The sequence below is a fragment of the Devosia sp. genome (assembly GCF_028290625.1).
Lineage (GTDB): Bacteria > Pseudomonadota > Alphaproteobacteria > Rhizobiales > Devosiaceae > Devosia.
In genome coordinates this window covers 160,715-187,239 of record NZ_JAQGJM010000012.1, presented here as the reverse complement: position 1 = coordinate 187,239, position 26,525 = coordinate 160,715, and the positions used below count along the sequence as shown (strand labels likewise).

Annotated in this window: 21 protein-coding genes; 8 read left to right on the top strand and 13 right to left on the bottom strand. The window is 62.6% G+C overall.

Annotated elements, in window-relative coordinates:
• Positions 1-42: 42 nt before the first annotated feature.
• Positions 43-906, bottom strand: a complete 864-nt coding sequence (gene ppk2, locus JWR51_RS06715) for a polyphosphate kinase 2 (RefSeq protein ID WP_299745396.1) — start codon at positions 904-906, stop codon at positions 43-45.
• 134 nt (positions 907-1,040) lie between these two features.
• Here ppk2 and JWR51_RS06710 point away from each other — a divergent pair, with 134 nt between their 5' ends.
• Positions 1,041-2,273: an ATP-binding protein gene (locus tag JWR51_RS06710; RefSeq protein ID WP_299745393.1), complete on the top strand. Its 1,233-nt coding sequence runs from the start codon at positions 1,041-1,043 to the stop codon at positions 2,271-2,273.
• Between the two features lie 4 nt (positions 2,274-2,277).
• Here the strand turns inward: JWR51_RS06710 and ugpC are convergent, their stop codons facing one another.
• The 5 genes from ugpC to JWR51_RS06685 form a co-directional block, all read right to left on the bottom strand.
• On the bottom strand, positions 2,278-3,339 hold the full coding sequence (ugpC, locus tag JWR51_RS06705) for a sn-glycerol-3-phosphate ABC transporter ATP-binding protein UgpC (RefSeq protein ID WP_299745390.1): 1,062 nt from the start codon (positions 3,337-3,339) through the stop codon (positions 2,278-2,280).
• Between the two features lie 178 nt (positions 3,340-3,517).
• Positions 3,518-6,712: a glycoside hydrolase family 38 C-terminal domain-containing protein gene (locus JWR51_RS06700; RefSeq protein ID WP_299745387.1), complete on the bottom strand. Its 3,195-nt coding sequence runs from the start codon at positions 6,710-6,712 to the stop codon at positions 3,518-3,520.
• On the bottom strand, positions 6,709-7,521 hold the full coding sequence (locus JWR51_RS06695; protein ID WP_299745385.1) for a carbohydrate ABC transporter permease: 813 nt from the start codon (positions 7,519-7,521) through the stop codon (positions 6,709-6,711). Before JWR51_RS06695 ends, JWR51_RS06700 begins: the two co-directional genes overlap by 4 nt.
• Positions 7,521-8,417: a sugar ABC transporter permease gene (locus tag JWR51_RS06690; RefSeq protein ID WP_299745382.1), complete on the bottom strand. Its 897-nt coding sequence runs from the start codon at positions 8,415-8,417 to the stop codon at positions 7,521-7,523. Before JWR51_RS06690 ends, JWR51_RS06695 begins: the two co-directional genes overlap by 1 nt.
• A gap of 242 nt (positions 8,418-8,659) precedes the next feature.
• Positions 8,660-9,982 (bottom strand): extracellular solute-binding protein, encoded by a 1,323-nt coding sequence (locus tag JWR51_RS06685; RefSeq protein WP_299745379.1) that lies wholly within the window; start codon positions 9,980-9,982, stop codon positions 8,660-8,662.
• A gap of 295 nt (positions 9,983-10,277) precedes the next feature.
• Here JWR51_RS06685 and JWR51_RS06680 point away from each other — a divergent pair, with 295 nt between their 5' ends.
• Positions 10,278-11,321 carry a LacI family transcriptional regulator gene (locus tag JWR51_RS06680; RefSeq protein ID WP_299745376.1) on the top strand — a complete coding sequence of 348 codons (1,044 nt, stop codon included), beginning with the start codon at positions 10,278-10,280 and terminating at the stop codon, positions 11,319-11,321.
• Positions 11,322-11,345: 24 nt separating this feature from the next.
• Here JWR51_RS06680 and JWR51_RS06675 read toward each other — a convergent pair whose 3' ends face one another.
• From JWR51_RS06675 to JWR51_RS06660, 4 genes are all read right to left on the bottom strand, one after another.
• Complete coding sequence (locus JWR51_RS06675) at positions 11,346-13,223, bottom strand: glycosyltransferase (protein WP_299745374.1); 1,878 nt, start codon at positions 13,221-13,223, stop codon at positions 11,346-11,348.
• A 240-nt stretch (positions 13,224-13,463) separates the two neighbouring features.
• Positions 13,464-14,486, bottom strand: a complete 1,023-nt coding sequence (locus tag JWR51_RS06670) for an Hsp33 family molecular chaperone (RefSeq protein ID WP_299745371.1) — start codon at positions 14,484-14,486, stop codon at positions 13,464-13,466.
• A 175-nt stretch (positions 14,487-14,661) separates the two neighbouring features.
• Complete coding sequence (argF, locus tag JWR51_RS06665) at positions 14,662-15,594, bottom strand: ornithine carbamoyltransferase (protein WP_299745369.1); 933 nt, start codon at positions 15,592-15,594, stop codon at positions 14,662-14,664.
• Between the two features lie 133 nt (positions 15,595-15,727).
• A complete protein-coding gene (locus JWR51_RS06660) occupies positions 15,728-16,933 on the bottom strand; it encodes an aspartate aminotransferase family protein (protein ID WP_299745367.1) in 1,206 nt (401 codons plus the stop codon).
• Between the two features lie 389 nt (positions 16,934-17,322).
• Between JWR51_RS06660 and JWR51_RS06655 the strand changes: the two genes are divergently transcribed.
• Positions 17,323-17,871 (top strand): GcrA family cell cycle regulator, encoded by a 549-nt coding sequence (locus tag JWR51_RS06655; protein ID WP_299745365.1) that lies wholly within the window; start codon positions 17,323-17,325, stop codon positions 17,869-17,871.
• 66 nt (positions 17,872-17,937) lie between these two features.
• Positions 17,938-18,156, top strand: a complete 219-nt coding sequence (locus tag JWR51_RS06650) for a DUF6500 family protein (protein ID WP_299745362.1) — start codon at positions 17,938-17,940, stop codon at positions 18,154-18,156.
• On the opposite strand, the gene JWR51_RS06645 is transcribed toward JWR51_RS06650, so the two are convergent.
• Entirely contained in the window at positions 18,153-18,770 is a 618-nt protein-coding gene (locus JWR51_RS06645) for a TetR/AcrR family transcriptional regulator (RefSeq protein WP_299745585.1), read from the bottom strand. The two genes, JWR51_RS06650 and JWR51_RS06645, sit on opposite strands and share 4 nt — an antisense overlap.
• A gap of 137 nt (positions 18,771-18,907) precedes the next feature.
• Between JWR51_RS06645 and JWR51_RS06640 the strand changes: the two genes are divergently transcribed.
• Together JWR51_RS06640 and JWR51_RS06635 are read left to right on the top strand one after the other, a co-directional pair.
• Positions 18,908-19,663, top strand: coding sequence for an SDR family NAD(P)-dependent oxidoreductase (locus tag JWR51_RS06640; protein WP_299745359.1), 756 nt, complete (start codon positions 18,908-18,910; stop codon positions 19,661-19,663).
• Positions 19,664-19,682: 19 nt separating this feature from the next.
• Positions 19,683-20,714, top strand: coding sequence for an aldo/keto reductase (locus JWR51_RS06635; protein ID WP_299745356.1), 1,032 nt, complete (start codon positions 19,683-19,685; stop codon positions 20,712-20,714).
• Positions 20,715-20,757: 43 nt separating this feature from the next.
• Here JWR51_RS06635 and JWR51_RS06630 read toward each other — a convergent pair whose 3' ends face one another.
• Both JWR51_RS06630 and JWR51_RS06625 read right to left on the bottom strand, forming a co-directional pair.
• Positions 20,758-21,900: an alpha-D-ribose 1-methylphosphonate 5-triphosphate diphosphatase gene (locus JWR51_RS06630; RefSeq protein WP_299745354.1), complete on the bottom strand. Its 1,143-nt coding sequence runs from the start codon at positions 21,898-21,900 to the stop codon at positions 20,758-20,760.
• A 255-nt stretch (positions 21,901-22,155) separates the two neighbouring features.
• A complete protein-coding gene (locus JWR51_RS06625; protein WP_299745351.1) occupies positions 22,156-23,085 on the bottom strand; it encodes a helix-turn-helix domain-containing protein in 930 nt (309 codons plus the stop codon).
• Positions 23,086-23,246: 161 nt separating this feature from the next.
• On the opposite strand from JWR51_RS06625, the gene JWR51_RS06620 reads away from it, so the two are divergent.
• Positions 23,247-25,337: an ABC transporter substrate-binding protein gene (locus JWR51_RS06620; RefSeq protein ID WP_299745346.1), complete on the top strand. Its 2,091-nt coding sequence runs from the start codon at positions 23,247-23,249 to the stop codon at positions 25,335-25,337.
• 124 nt (positions 25,338-25,461) lie between these two features.
• Entirely contained in the window at positions 25,462-26,469 is a 1,008-nt protein-coding gene (locus JWR51_RS06615; protein WP_299745344.1) for an ABC transporter permease, read from the top strand.
• Positions 26,470-26,525 lie beyond the last annotated feature (56 nt).

Here is a 26,525-nt window from a genome sequence, read left to right as displayed (position 1 = left end):
GGCGTGCTCTAGCTTTTTCGGCTCAGCCTGGTCTGAATGATCCTACGCCGCATCCACGCCGTCCATCGCCAAAAATTCCTCGGCGCTCATGGTGATTTTCGGATCGATCTTGCCGATTTTCGACAAATCCTTCCCCGAAAAATCCAGCCGGTCGAGCACGCTGCGAATGACGGTGAGCCGGCCGCGCCGCTTGTCGTTGGCGCGAATGATGGTCCAGCGCGCATGCGGCTTATCGGTGCGCTTCAGCATCTCGTCGCGGGCCTTGGAATAGGGGTCCCATTTGTCGAGCGCCTGCAGGTCGACCGGCGACAGCTTCCACACCTTGAGCGGATCGTGCCGCCGATCATGGAACCGCTTGAGCTGCATTTCGCGGCCGATCGACAGCCAGAACTTGAACAGATGAATGCCGTCATTGGTCAGGCGCTTTTCGAATTCGGGCGCTTCCTCGAGGAAATGCTCGGTCTGTTCGGGGGTGCAGAACCCCATCACCGGCTCGACCCCGGCCCGGTTATACCAGGAGCGATCGAACAGAACGGTCTCTCCGGCGGCCGGAAGCCAGTCGACATAGCGCTGGAAATACCATTGCGTGCTTTCGCGATCGTTCGGCTTGGGCAGCGCCGCGATCAGATTGTAGCGTGGGTTGAGATTTTCCAGATAGGTCTTGATGGTGCCGCCCTTGCCGGCGGCGTCGCGGCCTTCGAATACCAGCATCACGCGCTCGCCGGTTTTGGCCAAATGGGCCTGCAGCAGCACCAATTGCTTTTGCAGATCAAGCATTTCCGCCTCGTAGACATCCCAATCCAGCTTGTCCGCATAGGGATAGAAGCCCGAGCGCATGGCATTCTTCTTGATGTCTTTCGGCAATTTGGGATTTTCGATATCGAAGTTGTCGGACGGATCGCTCACCTGTCTCTCCCTTGTCGCATTGAACGTGCTATGAAGATCGCTTGTGTGCAAGTGGCCCCGGCCGCTTTGGTTTTTTTACGGTGCCGATGCTCGATCGTAGTCTCCCTCAACCGCGTAGCTTTGTCGTAACGCTGATGTCTCGCCTGCTCAGCCGGGCCACGCTGCTGCTCGCGCTGGCCGGCGTGCTGCTGGCGCTGGTGCTGTCCGCTTCGCTGAACCCCATCAATGCGCTGCTGGTCTTGCTCATCATGGCCGTGGTGGCGGCGTTGTTGCCGGCCGCTGAAATCCGCATCGAAACCGTGGTGCCCGGCGCCACCGAGGCCGCCGATGACGAACAATGGATCGCCGCTTTCGCCGACGCGCTGACCGATCCTTGCCTGCTGCTGGACCGGCGCGCCATCGTCACCCACGCCAATGGCGCGGCCGCGCGGAAGTTCCCCAATCTGAGTACCGGCAATCCGGTCACGTTCTATCTGCGCAATCCGGACCTGGTGCAGGCCATCGATGGCGCCGGTCGCAGTGGCGCGACGCGCACGTTCGAACTGCACGAAACCCTGCCGTCCGAGACCTGGGACAAGGTCGTCGTCACCCCCCTGCGCCGCCCCGACGTCGAATGGTTCCAGGACGAGGACCGGCTCGTGATCGTAACCTTTCAAAGCCTGACCGAGCTCAAGCGCGTCGATGCGATGCGCTCCGACTTCGTCGCCAATGCCAGCCACGAACTGCGCACGCCCCTGGCGTCCCTGCTGGGCTTCATCGATACCCTGCTCGGCCCGGCCGCCAAGGATACGGCGGCACGGGAGAAATTCCTCGTCATCATGCGCGGCCAGGCCGAGCGGATGAGCAAGCTGATCGACGACCTGTTGAGCCTGTCGCGCATCGAGATGCACCAGCATGTCCGCCCCACCGGCAGCATCGATCTGGCGGCGCTGTTGCGCGAAGTCCGCGACGGCCTGCAGATGCAGGCGCGCGCCGCCAATGTCGAGATCGTCATGACCCTGCCGGATGGGCCGGCAACCACTACAGGCGATCGCAGCCAGCTCTACGAAGTTTTCGAAAACCTGATCGATAATGCGGTCAAATACGGCTCCAGCGGCAAGACCGTCGAGGTCCAGCTCGGCGCGGCCGGCCGCGTCGGCTTCCAGCATCAGGTCAGCGTCACCGACCATGGCCCGGGGGTCGAGCCCGAGCATGTACCGCGGCTGACCGAGCGCTTCTACCGCATCGACGCCGACACCAGCCGCAAGAAAAAAGGCACCGGCCTCGGCCTCGCCATCGTCAAGCACATCGTCCACCGCCACCGCGGCGTGCTGACCATCAAGAGCAAGCCAGGCGAGGGCATGCGGGTGGACGTGCTGCTGCCGTGAGCCGCTAGACCGACCGCAACGCCCGTCCCTCGGCGTCGAACAGATGCACCACAGCAGGATCTAACCCGACATGCACTTCGGTATGCAAATGCAGATCCGGCGCGCCGTCCAGTTTGACCGTCAGGTGATTGCCGTCGGCGAGCACGACGTGGATCAGCGCATATTCGCCGAACTGCTCGATGACCTCGATGGTGCCGGTGAATTGCGCGCTCGCCGCGTCGGTCAGCCCCAGATGTTCCGGGCGCACGCCGAGGCTCGCCGCTTTGGCAATCTGCGGATTGCTGCTGGCGATGGTCTTGCCGCCGGGCAGGGTGAGCGTCGATCCCTTCGGCGTCACATTGACGAAATTCATCGTGTGATTGGCGATGAAGCCGGCCACGAACGTGTTGACCGGGTGTCGGTACAGCTCCAGCGGCGTGCCAACCTGTTCAATCCGCCCGGCATTGAGCACCACGATGCGGTCGGCCAGGGTCATGGCCTCGACCTGATCGTGCGTCACGTAAATCATCGTCGCGTCGAGCGTATCGTGCAGCTTGGCGATCTCGACGCGGGTCTGCCCGCGCAACGCCGCATCAAGGTTGGATAGCGGCTCATCGAACAGGAACACCTTCGGTTGGCGCACGATGGCGCGGCCGATGGCGACGCGCTGGCGCTGGCCGCCAGAAAGGGCTTTGGGCATGCGGTCGAGATAGGGTTCGATCTGCAAAATCCGCGCCGCCTCGCGCACGCGCTTGTCGACTTCCGCCTTGGGCGTCTTGGCCAGTTTCAGCCCGAAGGCCATGTTGTCGTAGACGCTCATATGCGGATAGAGCGCGTAAGATTGGAACACCATGGCGATGCCGCGCTGCGGGGAGGGCACGTCATTGACCACCTTGCCGCCGATGCGGACCTCACCACCGGTAATGTTTTCGAGCCCCGCGATCATCCGCAGCAGGGTCGACTTGCCGCAGCCCGAGGGGCCGACAAAGACCACGAACTCGCCCGACTTGATCGTCAGATCGACGCCATGCAGCACCGGCACACTGCCGTAAGATTTGTGCACGCCGGTTAGTTGGACATCGCTCATCGTGGTCTCCTTATTCTCGTTGACGGGCTGGTCGATTGCCAACCCCCTCACCCGTCTCGGCCTTCGGCCGATCCACCCTCTCCCACGAGGGGAGAGGGGTAGCTCCGCTGTTAGCCCCTCCACCGAGCCACCTTCTCCCCTCGTGGGAGAAGGTGCCCGAAGGGCGGATGAGGGGGCCTTAAGCCGTCTCAACCATCAGCGTGGCGATCTGGAACGGGCGCAGTTCCAGCACCACGGTGTTGTCCACCACCGTGACCTTCCCCTCGTCGCCTTCTTCCATCAGGTTCACCAGCCTGGCCGATTTGATCGGCAGGCCGAACTTGATCGTCGCTGTCGCGCGGGTATTGGCGGTTTCGAAAACCCGCAGCACCAGTGCGTCGGACTTTTCCGCCTTCTTGACGGTCTCGATGGTGACATTCTGCGCATCGCAGGTGGCGAAGGCGAAGCTTTCGCTGCTGCCCGTGCCCGAGCCTGGCTTGACCGAACCCAATACGCTGATCGGGTTGTTGAACCGCTCCGCCGCACGATGCACCTGGGCCAGATCGGCGACACCATCGTGCACGAACAGGCCATAGCGCAGGCGATGTTCGCCCAGATCCGCCTTCGGGTCAGGGAAGCTGGAGCCGCGCAGCAACGTTAGCCGCACGGTCTGTTCCAGCGCGTCATAGCCATACTTGCAGTCATTGAGCAGCGCGGCGCCGAAATCGGTCTCGCTCATGTCCACCCAGCGATGCATCGACGCCTCGAAGCGCGCCTTGTCCCAGCTCGTATTGCGATGGGTCGCCCGTTTCACATGGCCGAACTGGATTTCCGAGCGGATTTCCGAAACGTTGAGATCGAACGGGAAACAGGCCTTGAGCACGGTTGCGCGCTCCTGCCAGTCGACATAGGTATCGAATTCAAGCTGCCGCGCGCCGGCTTCCAGCGAAATAACCTGCACGATCTTGGACAGATTATACGTCCGCTCCACCCGGATCGCCGCCCGATGCGGACCGGTTTCCACCACGGTGATGTTCGCCTTGCTGTCGCTGAGCGGCCAGAACTGTTCCTCGAAATAGCGGTCGATATCCCAGGCGTCCCACTCCATCGGCTTGTCTTCGTAAGCGATCAGCCGGTTGCCGGTCTGCCCCTTGGCGATGACTTCGCGATTGCGCGTCTTGTCGAGGATCGAGGTGATCTCGCCGGCCTTGTCGAAGCTGACCTTGAGCAAGGCATTCTCAAGCTTGCTGGTCGAAACCGACAGGCTCGACTTGCCGGCGGCAACGCCGGACACAACTTGCACCCCAGTCCAGCCCAGCGGCGCCAAAGCGCTGACCGGGGCCGCATAGCTGGTTTCGCCACCGGCGCCGACCAGCTTTTGCAACGGCTGCGTCGCGCCACCCTGAGCAAGCCCGGCGCCATCGAGACCAACATCGCTGCCCAGGCTCACCAGCGCATTCGTCCTGCTCTGGCTGGTAAAGTTGAACAGCCGCGTGCCGCTCTTGGCGCCGGGAATAGCCGCCGCCGCCGAATGCCACGGACCATTGGCCGAGGCCAGGGTCGAGAACAGCTCGCCATACTCATTGTCCGAGTCGACATAGACTTCCGGGATCGAAGTGCCCGGCAAAATGTCGTGGAACTGGTTGATCAAAATGGTCTCCCAGAACGTATTGATCTGGGCGGTTGGGTAAGCCGCGCCGCTCTGCGCATGCGCCAGGGCGCTGAGCAGTTCGAGCTCTTTCATCACCCGCTCGGACCTGCGGTTATTGGCCTTGTTCTTGGCTACCGAAGTCAGCGTGCCGCGATGATATTGCAGGTAGAGCTCTCCATTCCATTCGGGGAAGCGGGCCGGATCAGCTTCCATCGCCGTGCCGAGGCGATTGAGGAACGGCGCAATGCCTTCCAGCTTGAGCTTGGGTGCGCCCGGAATGCCGCGCTCCAAGCGCGTACCGCGCTCGATCATGGCCCGGGTGGGTCCGCCACCACCATCGCCATAGCCGTAGCACAGCAGCACCTCGTCATAGGCCTGCTTGGGCTCGTAGCGGGTCCAGGCGCCCATCACTTCGCTGACCGAAAGATCGGAGTTGTACGTGGTGTAGATCTGCTCGCTGCCGAACTTCTGCGCGGTGATCAGCTGCGCCTTGGTCTTGGTGCCGTCGATGCCGCGCCAGAAGAAGGTGTCATAGGGATGCCGGTCGGTATCGTTCCAGCTCAGCTTGCTGGTGACAAAATATTCCAGCCCCGAGCGCTCCATAACCTGCGGCAGGTTGGCCGAATAGCCGAACGTGTCAGGCAGCCAGACGGTCTTGGGCGTAACGCCGAATTCCTCGATGTGGAACCGCCGCCCGCGCATGATCTGGCGCACCAGGCTCTCGCCCGAAACGATGTTAACGTCGGGCTCGACCCACATCGCACCTTCGATTTCGAACTGGCCGGATTTGACCTTTTCCTTCAGCCGCGCCCAGGTTTCCGGGTAATCGGTCTTGAGGAAGTTGAACAGGACCGACTGGTTGTACATGAACACGAACTGCGGATATTCGAGCATCAGCTCGATCACCGTGGCGAAGCTGCGCCCCGTCTTGTCGCGCGTATGCATCACGCGCCAGAGCCAGCCGACGTCCAAATGGGTATGCCCCACCGCCGTGATGGTCGGCATCACCTCGGTGTCCTTGAGCTGATAAATCTTCGCCGCGATCTTCTCGGCCGCGCCCAGCGAAGCTTCGAAGGCGTCGGTATGCGCACCCCGTCGGTCCAGCGCTCGCAGCGCGTCATTCACCAGATTGGTGATGGCATGGCGGCGCGGATCGGACTGGTGCAGGCGGGTCGCCACTTCCAGCGGCGTCTGCAGGTCGTAATAGAGCTTTTCCGCCCGCTCGTTGCGGATGAAGAACTCAACCGTGAAGCCCACCAGCAGCCGCGGGAAGAACGTAAATGCGTTGACATGGACGACGCGCTTGGTGCCCGCCTTGGCCTTGCGCATCACCACCAGTTCATTGTGGTTGCCGTCGATCGCCTGCGCCGTCGAGCCATCGAGATAGGCAAGGCACTGCGGATCGGTGCCGCCCGGCCGGTCGCTCCACTGTGAGGTCACCCGCATGATGAAGGTCTTGCCAGCAGCTTCCTTGGGGACGGTCACTTCGGCCGCGAACCAGGTATTGTCCTGGCTGCGCGCCCAGACAGTGCGCTCGTCGAACTTTTTCCAGGCCTGCCAATTGGCCTTGAGCGCCACATCGGCGGCGAGATTTTCCTCGATATAATGCCACTGGAATGGCGTGGCGACCGGCGTCAAAATCTTGGCGCGCAGGTCGGCACATAGCCGCAGCAGCTTCCCCTCGGTTTTCAGGTCATCGTCCATCAGCGCAAGCTTGGTGGACAGGGGATTGGAATAGGTCATCCTTTAACTCCGACACCGGCGAAACCTGTGTTCATGTTGCGCCGTAACAAGAAATAGACGCCGACCGCCGGCGCTGCGTAGATAATGGAATAGGCCGCCAGGAACCCGTACTGGATCGCACCATTTTGGCCAAAAGCGGCATAGAGGCCCACCGACATCGGAAAACCCTGTTCGGTGCGCGAAAAGATCAGCGGCAGCAGGAACTCGTTCCAGGCGCCGGTGAAGGTGAAGAACCACACCACCGCAATGCCGGCCCGCGATAGCGGCAGCACGATGCGGGTGACGATGTGCCAGAGGCTGGCGCCCTCGACGTAAGCGGCCTCCTCTAGCTCGACCGGCACCGTATCGAAGAAATTCTTGAGCAGCAGCAGCGTGAACGGCAGGTTCAAAATCGTCAAGGCCAGCACGACGCCGTAATTGTTCAACAAGCCCATGGATTGCGACACGAAATACATCGGCACCAGCACGCCGATCGATGGCAGCATACGCATCACCACCAGCGCCCACAGGAACGCATTGCGGCCGGGGATTTTCAGCCGCGACAGCGGATAGGCGGCGGCGATGCCGACGATCACCGTCAGCGTCGCGGTACCCGCCGCAATATAGATCGAGTTGAGGAACTGCCGCCCCGCATTGCCGCTCATCGCCTGGGCGAAGTTGCCCAGCGTGACGCCCTGCGGTATCGCCAGCCGGCCGGTCGCCGCCGGATCGAAGGCGTTGAGGATGAGCCACGCAAACGGGCTGATCCAGATCAGCGCCATGAACGATAGCGCCAACGCCATGGCGCGGGAATGGCCTTCATTTTCCATTATTTAGGCTCCCGCAGCAGGCGCAGATAGATCAGCGACAGGGCGCCGACGATGAGCAGCATGGCCACTGAAATGGCGCTGCCATAGCCCAGCTTGCCGGTGCCAAAGCTCTGTTTGTACATGAAGATGGCCAGCGTCTCGCTCTGCCGCCCCGGCCCGCCGCCGGTCAGCGCGTAGATCAGCGGGAAATATGTGAAGGTCCAGATGGTGATGAACAGCATGTTCGTCGCGATATGCGGCCTTATGATCGGCAGGATCACCAGCCAGATGCGCTGGAACGGCGTCGCTCCATCGACCTTGGCGGCCTCCACGACTTCGCGCGACACCGAGTCCAGCGCGGCGGAAAACAGCAGGTAGCTCCAGGCCGTGCCCTTCCAGATATTGGCGATGGTCACCACCGGCAGCGCGAATTCGCTGATGAAATTGACCGGCTTGAAGCCCAAAGGCGTGATGATCAGGTTGTTGATCAGCCCGGTCTGAGAGGTGGTCGCCGACCACAGGAACGCCGCGACGATATCGGGCAACAGCCAGCCCAGCATGATGGCCACTTCGATGAAGCTGCGCAGGTTGGACCGCGTGGTGCGCAGCGCCCCCGCCAGCAGGAAACCGAGCACGCTCTGGCCCACAATGGCGGAGAAGAAGGTGAAGATAACCGTGGTCCACAGCGCATCGAGGAACCCCTTGCGGGTCCATAGGCGCACGTAATTTTCAAAGCCGACCCAGCTCCAGTTGACCGACTTACGGCCGACGAGCTCAAGATCGGTGAAGGAGAAGCTGAAGGCCCAAGCGGTGAAATAGATCAGCGCGGCGAGCAGCAGGAAGGCCGGCAACATGGCGATGACCAGCAACCAGACATTGGAGGCCAGCCAGGGATTGATCTGGTTTTTCATCGCCATTCGGCTGGATTTCCCAATTGATCGCGGAGATCCCGCGTCCTCGATATGGAGGAGAGGCTAGGGTGGGGGTTGGTCAAACCGGGAGTGGCGTTGCCGCAACGCGCTCCGCCCCGTCCAACAAACCCCACCCCACCCCTGCCCTCAAGGGGGAGGGGAGCCGCCGCTCCGTATTCTTCTAAAATCCCGGTACTGGCGGCGTTCGGATTGCTCCGAAGCGCCGCCGTGCCGGGAGGGCCTCGGTATTACTCGTAGGTCTCGACCGCGTCTGCGCCGAACTCGTCGACCAGGGCGTCGTGATATTCCTTGACCACGTCATCCACGCTGGAGCCGTCGAGGATATCGGCGGTTGCCTGCTGGATCAGAGCCGAAACGGTCTGGTAGCCGGGGACGGTGTCGCGACCGGTCGTGGTGGCGGCAAGAGCCGTCGCCTTGGCCAGATAGGCGTCTTGGGTATATTCCGGGGACTCCGAAATATCGGTCCGCACGCCCATGCGGTGGTTGGCGATGGTCCAGGCTTCGAAGTTATCCTTGTCGAAGATGGCCTTCACCAAGCCGAAGGCCAGGTCCTTGTCGGCGGCCTTTTCGTTGATGCCCACGGCCCAGCCACCCGAGATATTGGTGGTGGCATTGGTGCCCGGATCACCCGAGCCCGGCCATGGCGTCCAGCCGACCAGCGCATCGCGCTCTTCGCGGCTAGGCACATTGGCGCCGGTGCAATCCCACAGGCACGCATCTTCCCACGAGCCGGAAGCCAGAATGCCGATGGTGTTGTTGGCCATGGCCTCACGCACCGAAGCGCCGATATCGGTGGCGTAGTTCAGGTCCGGCGCCGTCAGGCTCTTCTCCACGTAAACGTCGTGATAGAGCTGCAGGGTCTTGCGGATACCCGGGCTGTCGCCAATCCACTTGCCGCTGGTACGGTCGCGCAAGCGATTGCGATCCCCTTCGGGAACGTCGGCCCCAAGCAGCGCCATGTAGAAGCCCTGCATCGTGGTGGCTTCGCCCTGCTTGGTGCCGGCGGGAAGCTGGAACGCATATTCGACGCCCGCGTCCTTGAGCTTCTGGGCTGCATCGAGCACGTCGGCCCAGCTCTTGGGCTCCCATGGCATGGCAATGCCTGCCTTTTCGAAATTGGCCTTGTTGTACCACAGCATGCGCACGTCGGTGTCGGTGGGCAGGGAGTAGACCTTGCCGTCATAGGAGCCGACTTCGATCAGGCCCTTGAGATAATACTGATATTGATCCCAGCCGGCGGCGAGTTCGTCCAGCGGGTGCAGATAGCCCGCCGAAGCCAGCTCGCTCACCATGAAGCTGTCCATCAGCACCACGTCGGCGGCAGTGCCGGCCGACAGGTCCAGCGCCACGCGCTGGTCATAGCCCTGATCGGGCAGCTTGATGGCATTGACCGTTTCGCCGGTTGCTTTTTCGAAATTGGCGACACCCGGTTCCACCAGGCCCGAGAGCCATGTGGCGTACATAAAGGTGATTTCGGCGTGGGCTGGGATGACCGACGCCGCGGCCATGGCCACAGCGGCGACCGTCGCCATTAGATTCCGTTTGAGCATGAACTCCTCCTCAGGTGCTCCACCGCGACATTGCGCGGCCCTTGCGCCGAACCCTCCTCCGACGCCGGCAAAGGTAATCATGTAAATTGCAACGTTGCAACGGTTTGTCGAAAATCAGCGGAAACGCTTTTGCCCATTTCATTTATTTCATTTTATGTGAATGGTTTAGGATGGAGATGTCCTGTGAACATCGCCGGTTGATGAACGTACATCATGCTGCATCGTTGCAAAATCTTCGCTGTTTTGAATCGTCACCACAGGGTGTAAAAGACCGCTGGAGACAAGCGGACAGACAATGGCTGGTGGCAAAGACAAGGGTAGCGGGAACGGCGCGGGGGCGATCGGCCAGCGCGCCACGCTGCGCACGATTTCCGAACTGACGGGGCTCAGCCAGTCGACGGTTTCGCTGTCGCTGCGCGGTGGCACCGCGCTCAAGGAGGAGACGCGGCGCAAGGTGGCCGAGGCCGCCAAGGCCGTCGGCTACGTGCCGGACCGGGCCGGCGTGCGCCTGCGAACCGGCAAGACCAATGTGATCGCCCTGGTGCTCGATGGCGGCGACGATTCCATCGATTTCGCCCGCCAGATGATCCAGGGGATCGGCCAGGCAATAAGGGGCTCGCGCTACCATCTGACGGTGATCCCCGAATTCGTGCGCACCCAATCGGTGGAAACCGTGCGCTACGTGCTCGATAACCGCACCGCCGATGGCGTCATCATCACCCATACCGGCCCGCGCGACCGGCGGGTGCAACTGCTGATGGACGCCAACTTCCCCTTTGTCAGCCATGGCCGCACCGAGTTTTTCACTCAGCACGCCTATCACGATTTCCATTCCGAGGCCTTTGCCACGGTGGCGGCCGAGCGGCTGGCCGCCAAGGGCTGCAAGCACCTGCTGATGCTGGTGGGCGACGACAGCACCACCAACCACCACAATATCGTCACCGCCTTCCGCCACGCCACGGCCCGGCTGGGCATTGTCGGCACGGTCCAGGATAGTGCTGCCCTGCGCGGAAGGCCCGACGAAATCCGCCAGCTCGGCCTCGACATCACCCGCCAGGCCAACCGCCCCGACGGCATCATCTGCGACAGCGAAATGCGCGCCATCGCCCTCATCGGCGGCCTGCAGGACGGCGGCCTGCACCTCGGGCAGGGCATCGAGATGATCTTCAAGCAGACCTCGGACATCCTGCCGACGCTGTTCCCCAAGCTCGACAGCATCGTCGAGGATGTGTTCACCGCCGGCGAGGAGCTGACGCGCCTGCTGCTGCGGCGGATCAACGGGGAAGCACCCGAGACGCTGCAAACCCTCTTCGAGCCCTCGCCACGCTGGCGGAGCTAGGAGCGGAAAACCACCCTCCGGGCGCTATTCGGCTGGCTTCGGGTTGGAGACGCCGCCCGTCTTGATGATCCGCCCTCTTGCCGCGCCCGCGCCGGTCTTGCGCACTCTATGCTCGGTCTTGGCCCAATAAAACGGCCGGTCGAGCAGTTCGTGCAGCGCCCGCAATGTCGCCACGGCCAGCAGCAGCCAATAGAACGGCAGCAGCAATTGCAGCGCAAACAGCCGGTAGCGCCGCTGCCGGTGCAGGCCGACCAGGGTCAGCGCCAGACTGCTGGCATAGCCGAAGCACAATAGCCCCAGATTCAATGACGCCCAATTCCAGCCCATGGCGCCGAAGACCGGCTGGCCCAGCAGCGCCTGCACCAGCAGGATCGGCAGCAGCGCGGTGTGCAGCAGGGGCGACAGGATCATCGATAGCACGACGATTTCGAAAGCCAGCATGGAGCGCCAGCCCATCTGGGCCAGCAGCGTTCCGGGATGGCGATTGTGCACGATGAACGTCTGCATCCAGCCCTTCATCCAGCGAGTGCGCTGGCCCAGCCATGTCCGCCATTGCGTCGGCGCTTCCTCAAGGGTGCTCGAGGCCAGCATTTCGGTGCGGTAGCCCCGCCGCGCCAGCCGCATGCCCAGATCGGCGTCCTCGGTGACGTTGAAAGCGTCCCAGCCGCCAATATCGCGCAGTGCCGCGATGCGGAAATGATTGGACGTGCCTCCCAGCGGCATCGGCAATTGCCAATCGGCAAACGCCGGCAGCAGGGCGCCGAACAGCCCGGCATATTCGCCCGCGAACAGGCCGGCCAGCCAGCGTTCGTCGGCATTGTCGATGAACAATTCGGCCTGCAGGCACTGCACGTCGGGCCGCTCGCGGAACGCGGCTGCGGCCTGCCAGAGCTGATCGGGATGGGGTGTATCCTCGGCGTCGAACACCACGACCAAATCGCCGCGGCAGGCCGGCAGCGCAAAATCCAACGCCTTAGGTTTGGTTCGCGGAGCCGCATCGGGCACCCGGATCAGGGAAAAGCTGGGATTGTCCGGCAACTGCTCCACCGCCTCGATCGTCGCGCACGAGCGCTCTTCGACGACGAATTTGATGTCTAGCTTTTCGGCGGGGTAATCCAGCGCCAGCAAGGCGCGATAGAGTTGCGGCACCATATGCGCCTCGTCGCGCAAGGGTACCAGCACCGAATAGACCGGCAGGTCACCATCGTCGGGCCGGATTGCCGCCGGCTGCGGCGCGCCGTGCCACAGGCCGTGCCAGCTTGCGGCCAGCCGCAGCGCCGCCGGCACGCCCAGGATCAGCAGCGCCAGCGGCAACAGCCAGTCTTGTCCCCAAAACGGCACCAGCAGCATGAACGTGACCAGCAAAACCAGTCCGGCCACGAAGCCGATCCGCACCGGCCGGGTCAGCTCCAGTTGCGCCGTGGCCAGCGGCCAGCGCCGTGCCAGCCCTTGGCGGGCATTGTCGATCAGGGCGCCCGAACTGGCCTGAACCAGATAATCGCGGATCGCCGCGTCGGGCACGAAACATACGCGGCGATGCAATTGCGGCCGCTCGCGCAGCCGGATTCTGAGCGCCAGCATTTCAAAGAAGCCGGGGGCGGAGAAGAACACGTCGCGGTCGATCAGCCGAAGCGGCACAGCGCGCGCTCGCGCCAGTTCTGCGAGGGGATAGTGTTCGGCGTGGCCTGCCAGGCCGCGCGGGATCACCTTGTAGAAGGCGAAGCCGGCCCAGCGCGCCGCCCGCTCCATCACCGTGACCTGTCCGAGACTGAGGGTATTGGCGCAGTAACTGAGCGGGTCGACCTGCCGCTCCAGCGCGCGCTCGAGCACCTGTTCGGCACTCAAGCCATGGGCATGGCTCCCCCCGATCACCGCCTCGATGAGGTTCAGCGCGTCGGACATAGCTCAGCCGGACCGACAAAAGGTCAACTGAGTATGGCGGACGATAGCCCAATACCCATCGGCCATGCGCGCTGCCCGCGCGCGATGCGACGTCCCCAAGAAGATCAACTGGCGCTGCCCCGCCTGTTTTTACTCTACGGGCATAGTGTCATAAATGTACAATTGCGCAAGTGCTTGTAAGTAAGCAAAAAACCGCCGCCCGATGGGGCAGCGGTGCTGACTGTTTCGACGATTTTAGTCTTAGTGCTTGGCGTCAAACTGATGCGGATTGAAGTGATAGGCGGTCGAGCAGAACTCGCACACCACTTCGATCTCGCCATCCACCGCCATTTCCTCGCGGTCCTCGGGCGTGAAACTGGTGGCCAGCATGTCTTCGATCCTGTCGACCGAGCAAGTGCAGCGCTCGACCAGCGTCGTGGGGGTGAACACCCGCACACCGGTCTCGTGATACAACCGGAACAGCATCCGCTCCGGCGACAGGTCGGGATCGGCCAGTTCGATATCTTCCAGCGTCATCAACAGCGTCTTGGCCTCGTTCCACACGTCGGGCTCGACGAAGTCGGGGTCCGAAGTGTGCGGATTGTCGAAGTCGCCATCGCCGGGCAGGTCGGCCATCATCGATTGCCCATGCTGGGGCAGATGCTGGATCAACACGCCGCCGGCGCGCCAATGGGCACGGTGATCGCCCTTCTGCATGAATTCGGCGACCGCCAGCCGCACCATGGTGGGGATCTGTTCGGACTGCATGAAATAGGTATGCGCCACCTCTTCGAGGGATTCTCCTTCGAGCGCGACAATACCCTGATAGCGCTCCATGTCGGCGCCCTGGTCGATGGTCATGGCGAGGTGGCCGTGGCCCAGCAATTCGCCCGGCTTGGTCTTGCCCTCCTCGGATGCCTTGAGCAGAGCGTCATGATCGTAGCGCGCATAGCCGCGAATCCCGTCCGGCGCGTCGAAATCGACGACCAGCAGGTTCACCGGACCATCCGTATGGGTCTGCATGATGAAGCGGCCGTCGAACTTCAGCGACGAGCCGATCAGCGAGGCCAGCACCACCGCTTCGCCCAGCAGGCGCGCGACCGGAGCCGGATAATTGTGCCGGCTCAAAATAGTGTCGAGCGCCTCGCCCAGCCGCACCGAGCGGCCACGGGTATCGAGTTTGTCGAGCGTGAACGGCACGACGGCGTCATCGCCGGTTTCCGGGCGATCGAGGCCGAGGGAACTCATCAGTGTGTCAGGCATGGCGGTCGCGTCCGTCGTCATTTGTATCGGTTCTTTCGGCAGGCTTGGCCTTCCGGCGTTGATCAAACCACAACGTCATTCCCGCGCAAGCGGGAACCCATTCTGCTCTGCTGGCGATAACCAGAGAATGGATTCCCGCCTGCGCGGGAATGACGCCGTAGTTGAACAGAGAGCTGTCTAAACCAGAAATCTGTTCTTAATTCGTCTCAACGCCGAAGGCCCAGCACAGGATGGCTTTTTGTGCGTGGAGGCGGTTTTCGGCCTCGTCCCACACAACCGATTGAGGACCGTCGATTACCTCGTCGGTCACCTCGTCACCGCGATGCGCGGGCAGGTCGTGCATGAAGAGAGCGTTCTTGTCCGCCAAGGCCATCAAATTGGGGTTGACCTGGTAGGGTTTCAAGACCCGGCGGCGCTCCGCGATATCGACGTCGCCCATCGACACCCAGGTGTCGGTGATGACGAGGTCGGCGCCCTCGACTGCTTCGCGCGGATCCTGGATCAGCCGCACCTTGTCGCCGGCGCGGCGGATGTCGTCCATCAGGTCCTTTTCGGGGCTATATTCCTCAGGCGTCGCGATGGTGAGTTGGCATTCGAACACCTCGGCCGCATTGACCCAGGAATGCAGCACATTGTTGCTGTCGCCGACCCAGGCCACCTTGGCGCCTTTGATGTTGCCGCGATGCTCTTCGAAGGTCATCAGGTCGGCCATGATCTGGCACGGATGCGCGCGACGCGTCAGCCCGTTGATCACCGGCACGGTCGCGGCCTCGGACAGTTCGAGTAGGTCGGCATGGCTGAGAATGCGGATCATGATCGCATCCACATAGCGGCTGAGAACGCGTGCAGTGTCGCTGAGCGTCTCCTCACGGCTGAGCTGCATTTCCTGGCCGGATAGCATGATGGTCTCGCCGCCCAACTGGCGCATGCCGACGTCGAAGCTGACGCGGGTACGAGTGGACTGGCGCTCGAAGATCATCGCCAGGACCTTGTCCTTGAGCAATTGCGGGCGGTCGCCCTGCTTGAGGCGGGCTTTGAGCGAGCCAGCGGCGGTGAGCATGCCGCGCAATTGGGAATAGTCGAAATCGTCGATCGAGAGAAAATGCCTTGGTGTGCCGGTCGATGTCATGGGCCGGGTTCCTTTGTGACGCATAGAAAAGCGGGCGGCACCCCTACGGGCACCGCAATGAATGCTGCCTCCACTCAGGGTGGAGGAAACAAACCGCGTCGTCGCCGTCCGAAATATTCGGTTGCGTCTTGCATCAGTCGACTGCCGGCACCGAGGCCACTTCCGCCTCGATCGCGCTGAACGCCGCAGCGATCTTGTCGATCGCCTCTTCGATATCGGCTTCGGTGACGATCAGGGGCGGCAGCAGGCGCAGTACATTGTCGCCGGCCCCGATGGCCAGCAATTGATGGTCGGCGCGCAGCCGGGCGACGAAATCGCGCACCGGCGGGGTGATCTTGATGCCCGCCAGCAGGCCCTTGCCGCGCTGTTCCACAACGAAATCGGGGAAGCGCTGCGCGAGCTGCTGCAGATGCCAGGCCAGCTTCTGGCCCATCTGGTTGACATGGTCGAGGAAACCGGGCGCCAGAATACGGTCGAGCACCGCATTGCCGACAGCGGTCGCCAGCGGATTGCCCCCATAGGTCGAGCCATGCGTGCCGGGCACCATGGAGGCCGCGACATCGCCTTTGGCGAGGCACGCGCCCAGCGGGAAGCCGCCCCCGATGGCCTTGGCCACCGCAACGATATCGGGCGTGATGCCGCTCCACTCGAAAGCGAAGAAGCGGCCGGTCCGGCCATAGCCGCACTGCACTTCGTCGAGCACCAGCAGCATGCCATGCTTGTCGCACAGCGCGCGCAGGCCCTGCATGAATTCGCTGGTCATGGCGGTCACGCCGCCTTCGCCCTGCACGGTCTCGATCAGGATGGCGCAGGTGTGCGGAGTGATGGCCGCCTCCACCAGAGCCAGATCGCCGGGTGCCACATGGGTGAAGCCGGGCATGGCCGGCCCGAAGCCTTCGAGGTAGCTCGGATTGCCGCCGGCCGCGATCGTGCCCATGGTGCGGCCGTGGAAGCTGCCCGTGAAGGCCAGGATTTCGAAGCGGTCGGGCTCGCCCTTGGCGAAGAAATAATGCCGCGCCGTCTTGATGGCGCATTCCAGCGCCTCGGCGCCCGAATTGGTGAAGAACACCGAGTCAGCGAAGGTGCTGTCGACCAGCCGCTGCGCCAGCCGTTCCTGCTCGGGAATGGTGAACACGTTGGACGTGTGCCAGACCTTGTCGGCAGCGCCCTTCAGCGCCGCCACCAGGTGCGGATCGGCATGGCCGAGCGCATTAACGGCGATGCCGGAATGGAAATCCAGATAGGCCACGCCGTTCTGGTCAAAAAGGCGCATGCCTTCGCCGCGCTCAAACGAGAGTTCGGACCGAGCATAGGTGCCAAAAAGCGCAGACATGGACATTGACCTTTATTGGGTGTGACAGACAAAGCACAGGGCGGGGATGGAATTATCGGCGGCCCCGAAAAAACCAAAAACGCGCTCCATTTTTGCAGCGCGTTCAGCCTCCGACATAGAGCATTTTTGCTTTGAAAGTCAATGTTTGCCAGCCAAGTGACTGAATTGACTCAGGCTTTCTTTACGCGATGTTAACCAGTCGTTTTTCCGGGGAAAATGGGCTTGGACTCTTGATCCCGATTCCACCGATGGCGTACTATAGAAACCGTTGGGGACACGATATCTCGTGTGGCGGACCCGCCTAACATACGACGTATAGCGATATTTGGCGACCAGGCCATTCTGGGAGCGCAATGAAGGATTCTGCTTTGACGATGGTTTCAGGAGCGCAGCCGATGGGCTGGACCGACGAGCGCGTCGAACTTCTCAAGAAGCTCTGGATGGAGGGCCTGAGCGCCAGCCAGATCGCGGGCGAACTCGGCGAAGGGGTGACCCGCAACGCCGTCATCGGCAAGGTTCACCGGCTTAAACTTTCAGCCCGGGCCAAGCCCACCAATTCGGCGCCGCGCGCCCGTCCGGCAGCGCGTCCCGCGCCGCGCCGGGTGGCCAGCCCTGCCTCGACCATCGGCAATGCGATGGCGGGGATGAACAAGGCCCGCGCCAGCATGAACAGCCGGCCGCAGACCATGGGTGCCACCGCCCTGGCCTCGAGCCCCGAGATCGAGGCCCAGCTCTATGTGGCGCCGGCCAGCCAGGAAATCTTCATTCCCGAAGACAAGCGCCTGAGCCTGCTGCAACTGACCGAGGACACCTGCAAGTGGCCAATCGGCGACCCGCTCAACAAGGACTTCTACTTCTGCGGTGGCCACGCCCAGGATACGAGCCCATACTGCGAGTTCCATGCCCGCAAGGCCTACCACCAGGTCGACCGCAAGCGGCGCTGAACTTTCCCGATCCCTCCCGAAACTGGGGCGCCTCCGGCGCCCCTTTTGTTTGCGCAAGAGGCTCCCATGCGACCGTCCCTCCGACAAAAGGCCCTGGCCATCTGCGATGCCAAGATCGCCCAGAAGGGATCGGGTGTCGGGCTGTCCTTCTACGCCTTCTTCGCCAACCGGAATGACGACCCAGAACTGCTGATGGAGGCCGCCACCTGGTGGATCCAAACCCACCGCCTCGACCACTTCGAGAAGGCCGTCAAAATCAAGGCCATGATTGAAGCTCAGGGCTAGGCTTCCGGCCGCCCCGTTGCGCCGTAGCGCAGCCCGTCGATCAGCAAGGCCACCATGCGGCGCGCGCTTTCGGCGCCTGGTTCGTCGCGCACCGACATGTAGAGACTGCCCACGGCGTTGAGTAGGTCATAGGCGTCGACGCCGGACCGGATCTCTCCTGCCGAAGCGGCGGTGTCAAGCAGCCCGCGCAGGGCCGGGATCAGGCGCTGGTTTCGATGGGGCGGCAAGCTCTCATAGGCGGCGTCGCCCGAATGCAGGGCCGCCGCCAGGCCTTTTTTCGTCGCGACAAACCCCACATAGCGTTCGATCCATAGCGACAGGGCCTCAAACGGCGGATGGGCCGCGGCTAGGGGTTCGGCGGCATTTGCACAGGCATCGATTTCGCGGCGGAAGACCGCGGCGACCAGCTCGGCACGGTTGGGAAAGTGGCGGTAGAGCGTACCGATGCCGACGCCGGCCTTTTCCGCGATCTCGCGCACCGGCGCGTCGACGCCAGAACTGGCGAACACCTCGGCGGCGGTCTGCAGCAGCGTATCGAGATTGCGCTGCGCATCGGCACGCGGTGCCCGCGCTTTTGCCGATCCGTGCTCGTCATTCTCCAACGGTGCAGGCACGTCCGTACTCACGTCAAAATCCCCACTTGCTAAACGGAACAGCGTTCCGTATATAGGCGGAATGCTGTTCCGTTTAGGTTCATATAGCGCACCTCAGCGCTGTTGACCACACAGCAACCTCAAAAAAGGAGATCATGATGGCACACACGCGCATCGCCCTCGTCACGGGCTCCAATCAGGGCGTCGGCCTGCAGCTCGCCAAGGAACTCGTCGCCAACGGCGTCACTGTCCTGCTTGGCTCCCGCAATCTCGAACGCGGCGAGGCCGCTGCCCAATCCATCGGGGCAGGGGCCGTTCCGATCCAGATCGATGTGACCGATCAGGCCTCAATCACCGCTGCCGCCGAACGCATCCGCACCGAGTTCGGCCGCCTCGACCTGCTGGTCAACAATGCTGGCATTTCCAATACCAGCAGGGATGCTGTTCCACTGGCTGACTACGCCAAGTCTCACCGCGCCAGCAATGCCTCGCTCGATGAAGTCCGCGCCATCTGGGAGACCAATGTGTTCGGCGTCCTCGCTGTCTATCAGGCCATGCTCCCGCTGCTGCGGCTGGGTGTGGACGCCCGCATCGTCAATGTCTCGAGCGGCGTCGGGTCGCTGACATCGAACGCCGATCCGGCCTTTCCCTACCGCACCATCTTCGGCCCCGGCTACGCCGCCTCCAAGACGGCCCTCAATGCCATGACGCTCACCATGATGATCGAGCTCGAAGGAAGCGGCATCAAGGTCAACCTGGTCTCGCCCGGCTTCACCAGCACCGCCCTCAACAATTTCGAAGGCACCGAATCCGTCGAGGACGGCTCTCGCGAAGTGGTCCGCGTCTGCCTGCTCGGCCCGGACGGCCCGACCAACACCTTCACCCGCTGGGACAATGCCACCATCCCGTGGTGAGCCAATCTAGGAGACCATCATGCAATACCGCACACTCGGAAAAACCGGCATCAAAGTCAGCCCCTACTGCCTGGGCGCCATGATGTTCGGCAAGCTCGGCAACCCCGATCACGACGATGCCACAGCCATCATCCACAAGGCGCTCGATGCCGGCATCAACTTCATCGACACCGCCGACCGCTACAGCGCCGGCGAATCCGAAGAGATCGTCGGCAAGGCCCTCAAGGGCCGGCGCGACACTGTCGTTCTGGCAACCAAATTCTTCGGCCCCATGGGCACCGATCCCAACCAGCAGGGTGCCTCGCGCCGCTGGATCATGCAGGCGGTGGATGCCTCGCTCCGGCGCCTCCAGACCGACTATATCGACCTCTATCAGATCCATCGCCCGTCCCCCGAGACCGATATCGAGGAAACCCTCTCCGCCCTGACCGACCTGATGCGCGCCGGTAAGGTGCGTGCCATCGGCTCGTCGACCTTCCCGGTCTCCGAGATCGTCGAGGCCCAATGGGTCGCCGAAAAGCGCGGTCTGGCCCGCTTCCGCACTGAACAGCCACCCTATTCGATGCTGGATCGCGGTATCGAGCGCGACATGCTGCCCACCGCCCAACGCTACGGCATGGGCGTCATGGTCTGGAGTCCGCTGTCCAAGGGGATGCTCACCGGCCGCTACCGCAAGGGCCAGCCGCTGCCCGATAGCCTGCGGGTCAAGTTCATGCCCAAGCAGATGTCCGATGAGCGCAGCCTCGACGCCGTCGAACAGCTCATACCGCTGGCCGAGGAGGCGGGCCTGTCGCTCACCCATATGGCGATAGCCTTCGTGATGGCCCATCCGGGCGTGACCTCGGCCATTCTTGGCCCACGCACTATGGCCCATCTCGATGACCTGCTGGCCGGCGCCGAAGTTCGGCTCACCGACGAGATGCTCGACCGTATCGACCAGATCGTCCCGCCCGGCACCGATGTCGGCATCAACGAGGCCAACTACAATCCACCCGCGATCACCACGCCGGAGCTGCGCCGCCGTCCGATGGCCGGACGCGTCGCGGCCTGATCAACAGTCCGAGGGGCAGCGGCAACCCTCCCCTCGGTCCATCTCACATGAACTTGCGGCCGGCCACCCAGATGCCGTCGATCACCGGCAAGCCGTCGACCACGCGCACGCGCAGGAGGTCCGCCCGCAGCCCGGTTTCGATCCGGCCGCGATCGGCAAAGCCGAGTGCGGCGGCCGGGCGGGCGCTGACCATGGCCACCGCGTCATGCATGGCGAGGCCACGATTGGCCAGGATGAACGCGGCTTGCAGCATGCTGGCCGGCACATAGTCCGAGGTCAGGATATCCAGCAGCCCCTCATCGGCGAGTGCCAGCGCGCTGACATTGCCCGAATGCGAGCCGCCCAGCACCACATTGGGCGCGCCCATTACGTTCTGCATGCCCAGTTCATGAGCCCGCTTGGCGGCTGCCATCGTGGTGGGGAATTCGCTGATGCCAATGCCGTAGCCATGGGCGCGATCGACGTCTTCCACCGTCGTGTCGTCATGGCTGGCCATGGGAATATTGTGGGCCTTAGCGGCCTCCGAGACCCAGGCGCGGGCCGGCCCCACATGCTCGGCCTGCGAGGCGACACGCTCGGCGATGTAGAGGTCCCATTCGGGCTCGGTCCACACCTGGCCATTCTTCTTCTTCCGGAACGCGCGATAGATGGTCAGGTCGTGCCACTGCCCCTGGCCCGGCGTGTGGTCCATCATGCTGACCAATCGCACCGCCGGATTGTCGACATGCCGCTTGGCCAGATCCAGCAAGCCGGCATCTGAAAGTTCATAGCGGAAATGCAGGTAGTGGTCGCTCTTGAGCACGCCCGCCGCCTTGGCCTGACCCACGGCGGCGATCGCTGCTTCCAGCATGGCGGTGCGTTGCCCCTTGCTGTCGTAGTCGCCCATCGACAACGAATCGAGCACCGTGGTCACGCCAGCGCCCAGCACCTGCCAGTCATGCGCCAAAGCGGCCGCCATCGACGACGGCCACCGCACTGCGGGGCGCGGCTGCATGTGGTGCTCGAGATTGTCGGTATGCAGGTCGATGATCCCCGGCAGCAGATAGTCGCCGCCAAAATCGAGTGCATCACTGGCCATATCGGCGCCTTCGCTGACCGCCGCGATCATGCCGTTGTCCACGGTCACCGACCCCGTAATGGTGCGATCGGCCAGCACGATGCGGGCATTGCTGAGTATCTGTGACATGGGGGTGAATCGATCCGGCTGGTTGTTGCTGCGCGATTAGGTGGCAATGATGACGGTGCGATGACGATGGCGCTTCTTCGCAATATCTCGCCACGTCCTCGTGGTTCGAGGGTCGCTACGCTCCCGCCTCACCATGAGGACTACTTTCATATCGACCCCGACCGAAGCCCCCAAGAGCCACAGCTGCCCAGTAGCCTCATGGTGAGGTGCAAGCCCTTGCGAGCCTCGAACCACGAGGGCGTGGCGCCGAACTAGTCACCTATCAATGACGTCCTGGCGCATCTCGCTGGGCGTAATCCCATACGCATTGCGAAAATGTTCGTAGAACTGCGTCAGCGAACTAAACCCCGACTGAAACGCAATATTGGAAACCGACAAATTGCCCTCGAACAGCAAGGAACGCGCCCGGATCAGGCGCATCCGCACGACGAACTTCTGCACCGAGATGTGCATCACCTTGGCGAACAGGTTGGTGGCATAGTTGGGATGCAGGCCCACCACGTCGGCAATGGATTGGGCGGTCAGCGGATCGGTCAGGTTCTCCACGATATGGCGCACCATGCGCACCACATAGCGCACCGGGGCGGCAGTGCGGGTGCGGGCGCTGGAATTTTCGATCCAGGCGGGCAGCAGCAGGTCCCAGCCGGTTAGCGCCGCGCGGCGGAACATGGCGCCGATCTCGGTCTTGACGATATCTGTGCGCAAGCTGTTGCCGCTGCGATAATCGCCATGCCAGCGATCCAGCGCGTCGATGCCGATCGTGTCAGGCCGCAATTGCACGACGCCGCCGCCCATCAGGGTCTCGGTCAGCAGGCCCAGTTGTGGCATGTCCAGGAAGGCATCCACCGGCAGGTAGATATTGACCTGCCGGCCCAGGCTCGTCTCGGGGCTAAGCCCCACCGTTTGGTGCGGAATACCGGCCCAGAACGCCACCAGTCGCCCCGATCCCACCGTCACCGGACGGCTATCGACCAGATAGTCCATCGTCCCCGCGGTGAGCCAGTTGAACTCGATATGGCCATGGCTATGCGGCTCCGGCATCAGTTGCGGCGGAAACGAACGCACCCCGAACCGACCGAAGGCCTTGCCCGAGGCATAGAATTTGCGGTCTGGTCGTGGCGTGGGTCGCGGGGCCTTGTCCCGCCCGATCCGGACCAGGTCGCCCGCGGCGTTCAACTCATCCATCTGAAGAGCGTACCTATCTTTGAATCCCGGAATAAGTCTCTAACAAACCGGATTGTTTGCGCGCTGGCAAGGGATAGGATTTTGGCTCAAGCACGGACTAACGGCCGAAGAGTATAATTCGGCGCGGCGATCAACGCCGTTCCGCTGCTATGGGAGGAATGATGAGAAAACATGCAATTGCCCTTGGCGGGGCAGGCTTGCTGCTGGGTGTTTCCCTGATCGCAACGCAGGCCCAAACGGCGACGGCCGTGCTGCCCGATCCGCCGGAATTCGCGGCTCAGAGCGAGCCCGTCTTTGTCGGCGTGTCCGACATTCAGGAATACAAGGCGCTGCCCGAATACCACCAGCCCGCCTGGATGGATAAATTCGTTGCCGACGGCACCATCCCGCCGGTTGCCGAGCGCTTGCCCAAGGAACCACTGGTCTTCAAGACCGGCAACATGCCTGACGGCGTCGGCGTCTATGGCGACGTGATGCGTCACGTCATCGGCGGCCGTCCCGAAGGCTGGAACTATATTGCCGGCCAGTCCCAGGGTTGGGGCGGCATCGATATCGGCCTATCCGAATGCCTGACGCGCACGGGCCCGCTGTTCGAGGTCAAGGCCGACGAACTCGAGCCGCTGCCGAACCTGGCCAAGAGCTGGGAATGGTCCGAAGACGGCCATCAGTTGACCATGCACCTGATCGAAGGCGCAAAATGGTCCGACGGTGACCCCTTCGACGCCGAAGACGTGATGTTCTATTGGAACGACAACGTTCTGGATCCCAATGTCACCGCAGTGCCGTCAGGCACCGGTACACAGGAACGGTTCGGCGAGGGCACCACGCTCGAAGAAGTTGATCCCTATACGATCCGGTGGACCTTCAAGGAGGTCAAGCCGACCCAATATCTCTATGCCATGGGCTACGACTCCTTCTGCCCCGGCCCGAGCCATATCCTCAAGCCACAGCACCCCAAGTACAACACCGCCAATACCTACGACCAATACAAGAACGCCTTCCCGCCCGAATATATGAATATTCCGGTGATGGGCGCCTGGGTGCCGGTCGAGTACCGTCCTGACGATATCATCGTCATGCGTCGCAATCCCTACTACTGGAAGACCGACGAGAATGGCAATCAGCTGCCCTATCTCGACGAACTCCAGTATCGCCTCTCCACTTGGGCCGATCGTGACGTGCAGGCCGTGGCCGGCACGGGCGACTTCTCCAACCTCGAACAGGCCGAAAGCTACGTCGAGGCGCTCAAGCGTTCCGCCGATCCTGCGGCTCCCGCACGTCTGCAGTTCGGTGCCCGCACCATCGGCTATGCCCTGCGCATGAACTTCTCGGCCAATGGCTGGGGTGAACCCGATGCCCGCGGCCAGGCCGTGCGCGAACTCAATCGCCAGCTCGACTTCCGCAAGGCCGTCTCGATGGCGATCGACCGTCAGCGTCTGGGCGACAGCCTGGTGCGTGGTCCGTTTACCGCCATCTATCCGGGCGGCCTCTATGCCGGCACCACCTACTACGACAAGGCCTCGACGGTTTATTACGGCTATGACATCGCCGCAGCCAATGCGCTGCTTGATGGCATCGGCCTCAAGGACACCGACGGCAACGGCGTCCGCAACTTCCCCGCCGGCACTGCCGGTGGCGCAGATGTGGAAGTCACTATCCTCGCCAATACCGACTACGGCACCGATACCAATCTGGCCGAAGGCGTGATCGCACAACTGGAGCCCCTGGGCATCCGTGTCATCGCCAATTTCCAGGCCGGTACCGCCCGTGACGATATTGCCTTGGCTGGCAAGTATGACTGGTCGGTCGAACGCCAGGGCGCCGAAGTGGTCGCCGTGGTGCAGAGCACGACCGCTCTGGCTCCGACGGGCCCGCGCACCCATCCGTTCCATAAGGCTGGCACGGACGGCACCCTGGACTTGCTCCCCTTCGAGCAGGACCTGGTCGATGACGTGAATGGCTTCATCGCCACCGCCGATCCGGCAGAACGCACCGAGCTGATGAAGAAGTACCAGCACACCTTCACTGAAAACGTCTACTCGGTCGGTCTGACCCAGTATCCGGGTGCGCTGATCGTCAACAAGCGCTTCTCCAATATCCCGGTGGGTGCGCCTGTCTTCATGTTCAACTGGGCTGAAGACAACATCATCCGCGAGCGCGTCTACGTGGCTGCCGACAAGCAGGGCAATTTCGAGCTGCATCCAGACACCCTGCCGGGTGCTCCGGGTTCCGCCGGCCCGATCAGCGAGTAACCGCTGATCCTACGAATGCGGGCAGGGGAGACATCCCCTGCCCACCCAAGCATCAAGCAAAAAAGTGGCTTCCGGTTTTCTGCAAAAAAGATGCGACTAAGAAGTTTCCCGAAAGGCCGCAGTGATGCTCCGATTTTTGACTATGCGCATCCTGAGCGCCATCCCGCTGCTGCTATTGCTCAGCGTCGTCACCTTCTCCATCATCCAGGCGCCTCCGGGCGACTATGGCGACTACATCCGCTCGATGGCGGTCAACCAGGGCGGCGCTACTCCCGAACAAGCTGAAATCCAGGCAGATGCCTATCGCGTCGCCAACGGTCTTGATCAGCCTTTCGTCACCCAATATTTCAACTGGATCGGCGGCATCCTGACCCGCTTCGATTTCGGGCATTCGCTCTATTACAACAAGGACGTCGGCACCGTGGTGACCGAGCGTCTGCCTGCCACCATCGCGCTGGCGCTGGTCTGCCACATCCTCGCGTCCGTACTCGGCATTGGCCTCGGTATTCTGGCTGCCACCCGTCAATATAGCTGGGTCGATACCACGCTGGGCATCATCTCGTTTCTCGGCATGACCATCCCGCGGTTCCTGCTCGCGATCATCATTTTGTACATCATGGTCTTCCGCCTCAACGTGCAGGAAGTCGGGATGTTCTTCTCGGCCAAGTATGGCGGCGCGCCCTGGAGCTGGGACAAGTTCGTCAACCTAGTCTACCACGTCTGGCCGGTGGTCTTCATCGCCACCTTCGGCGGGCTGGCCTACAATATGCGCGTCATGCGCGCCAACCTGCTCGACGTGCTCAACGCCCAATATATCGAAACCGCCCGCGCCAAGGGCCTGCCCGAAGCCGCGGTGATCATGAAGCATGCCGTGCCCAATGCACTGCATCCGCTGATCGCCTATCAGGGCGTCGTGCTGCCCTATATGCTGAGCGGCGAAATCGAAGTGGCCATCGTCTTCGGCCTCGCCACCGTCGGCCCGGCCATTGTTGGCTCCATGGGCGTCGGCGACGTGTTCGTCACCGCTACCTTCATGCTGGTGCTGGCGACCACGCTGATCATCGGCAATATCATCGCCGATCTGCTGCTCGTCCTGATCGACCCGCGCATTCGCCTCGGGGGAGAAGCCTGATGGTCGATGACATCAACACCAAATCCTCCATTCCGCTGCCCCCCGACGCCGGTGGC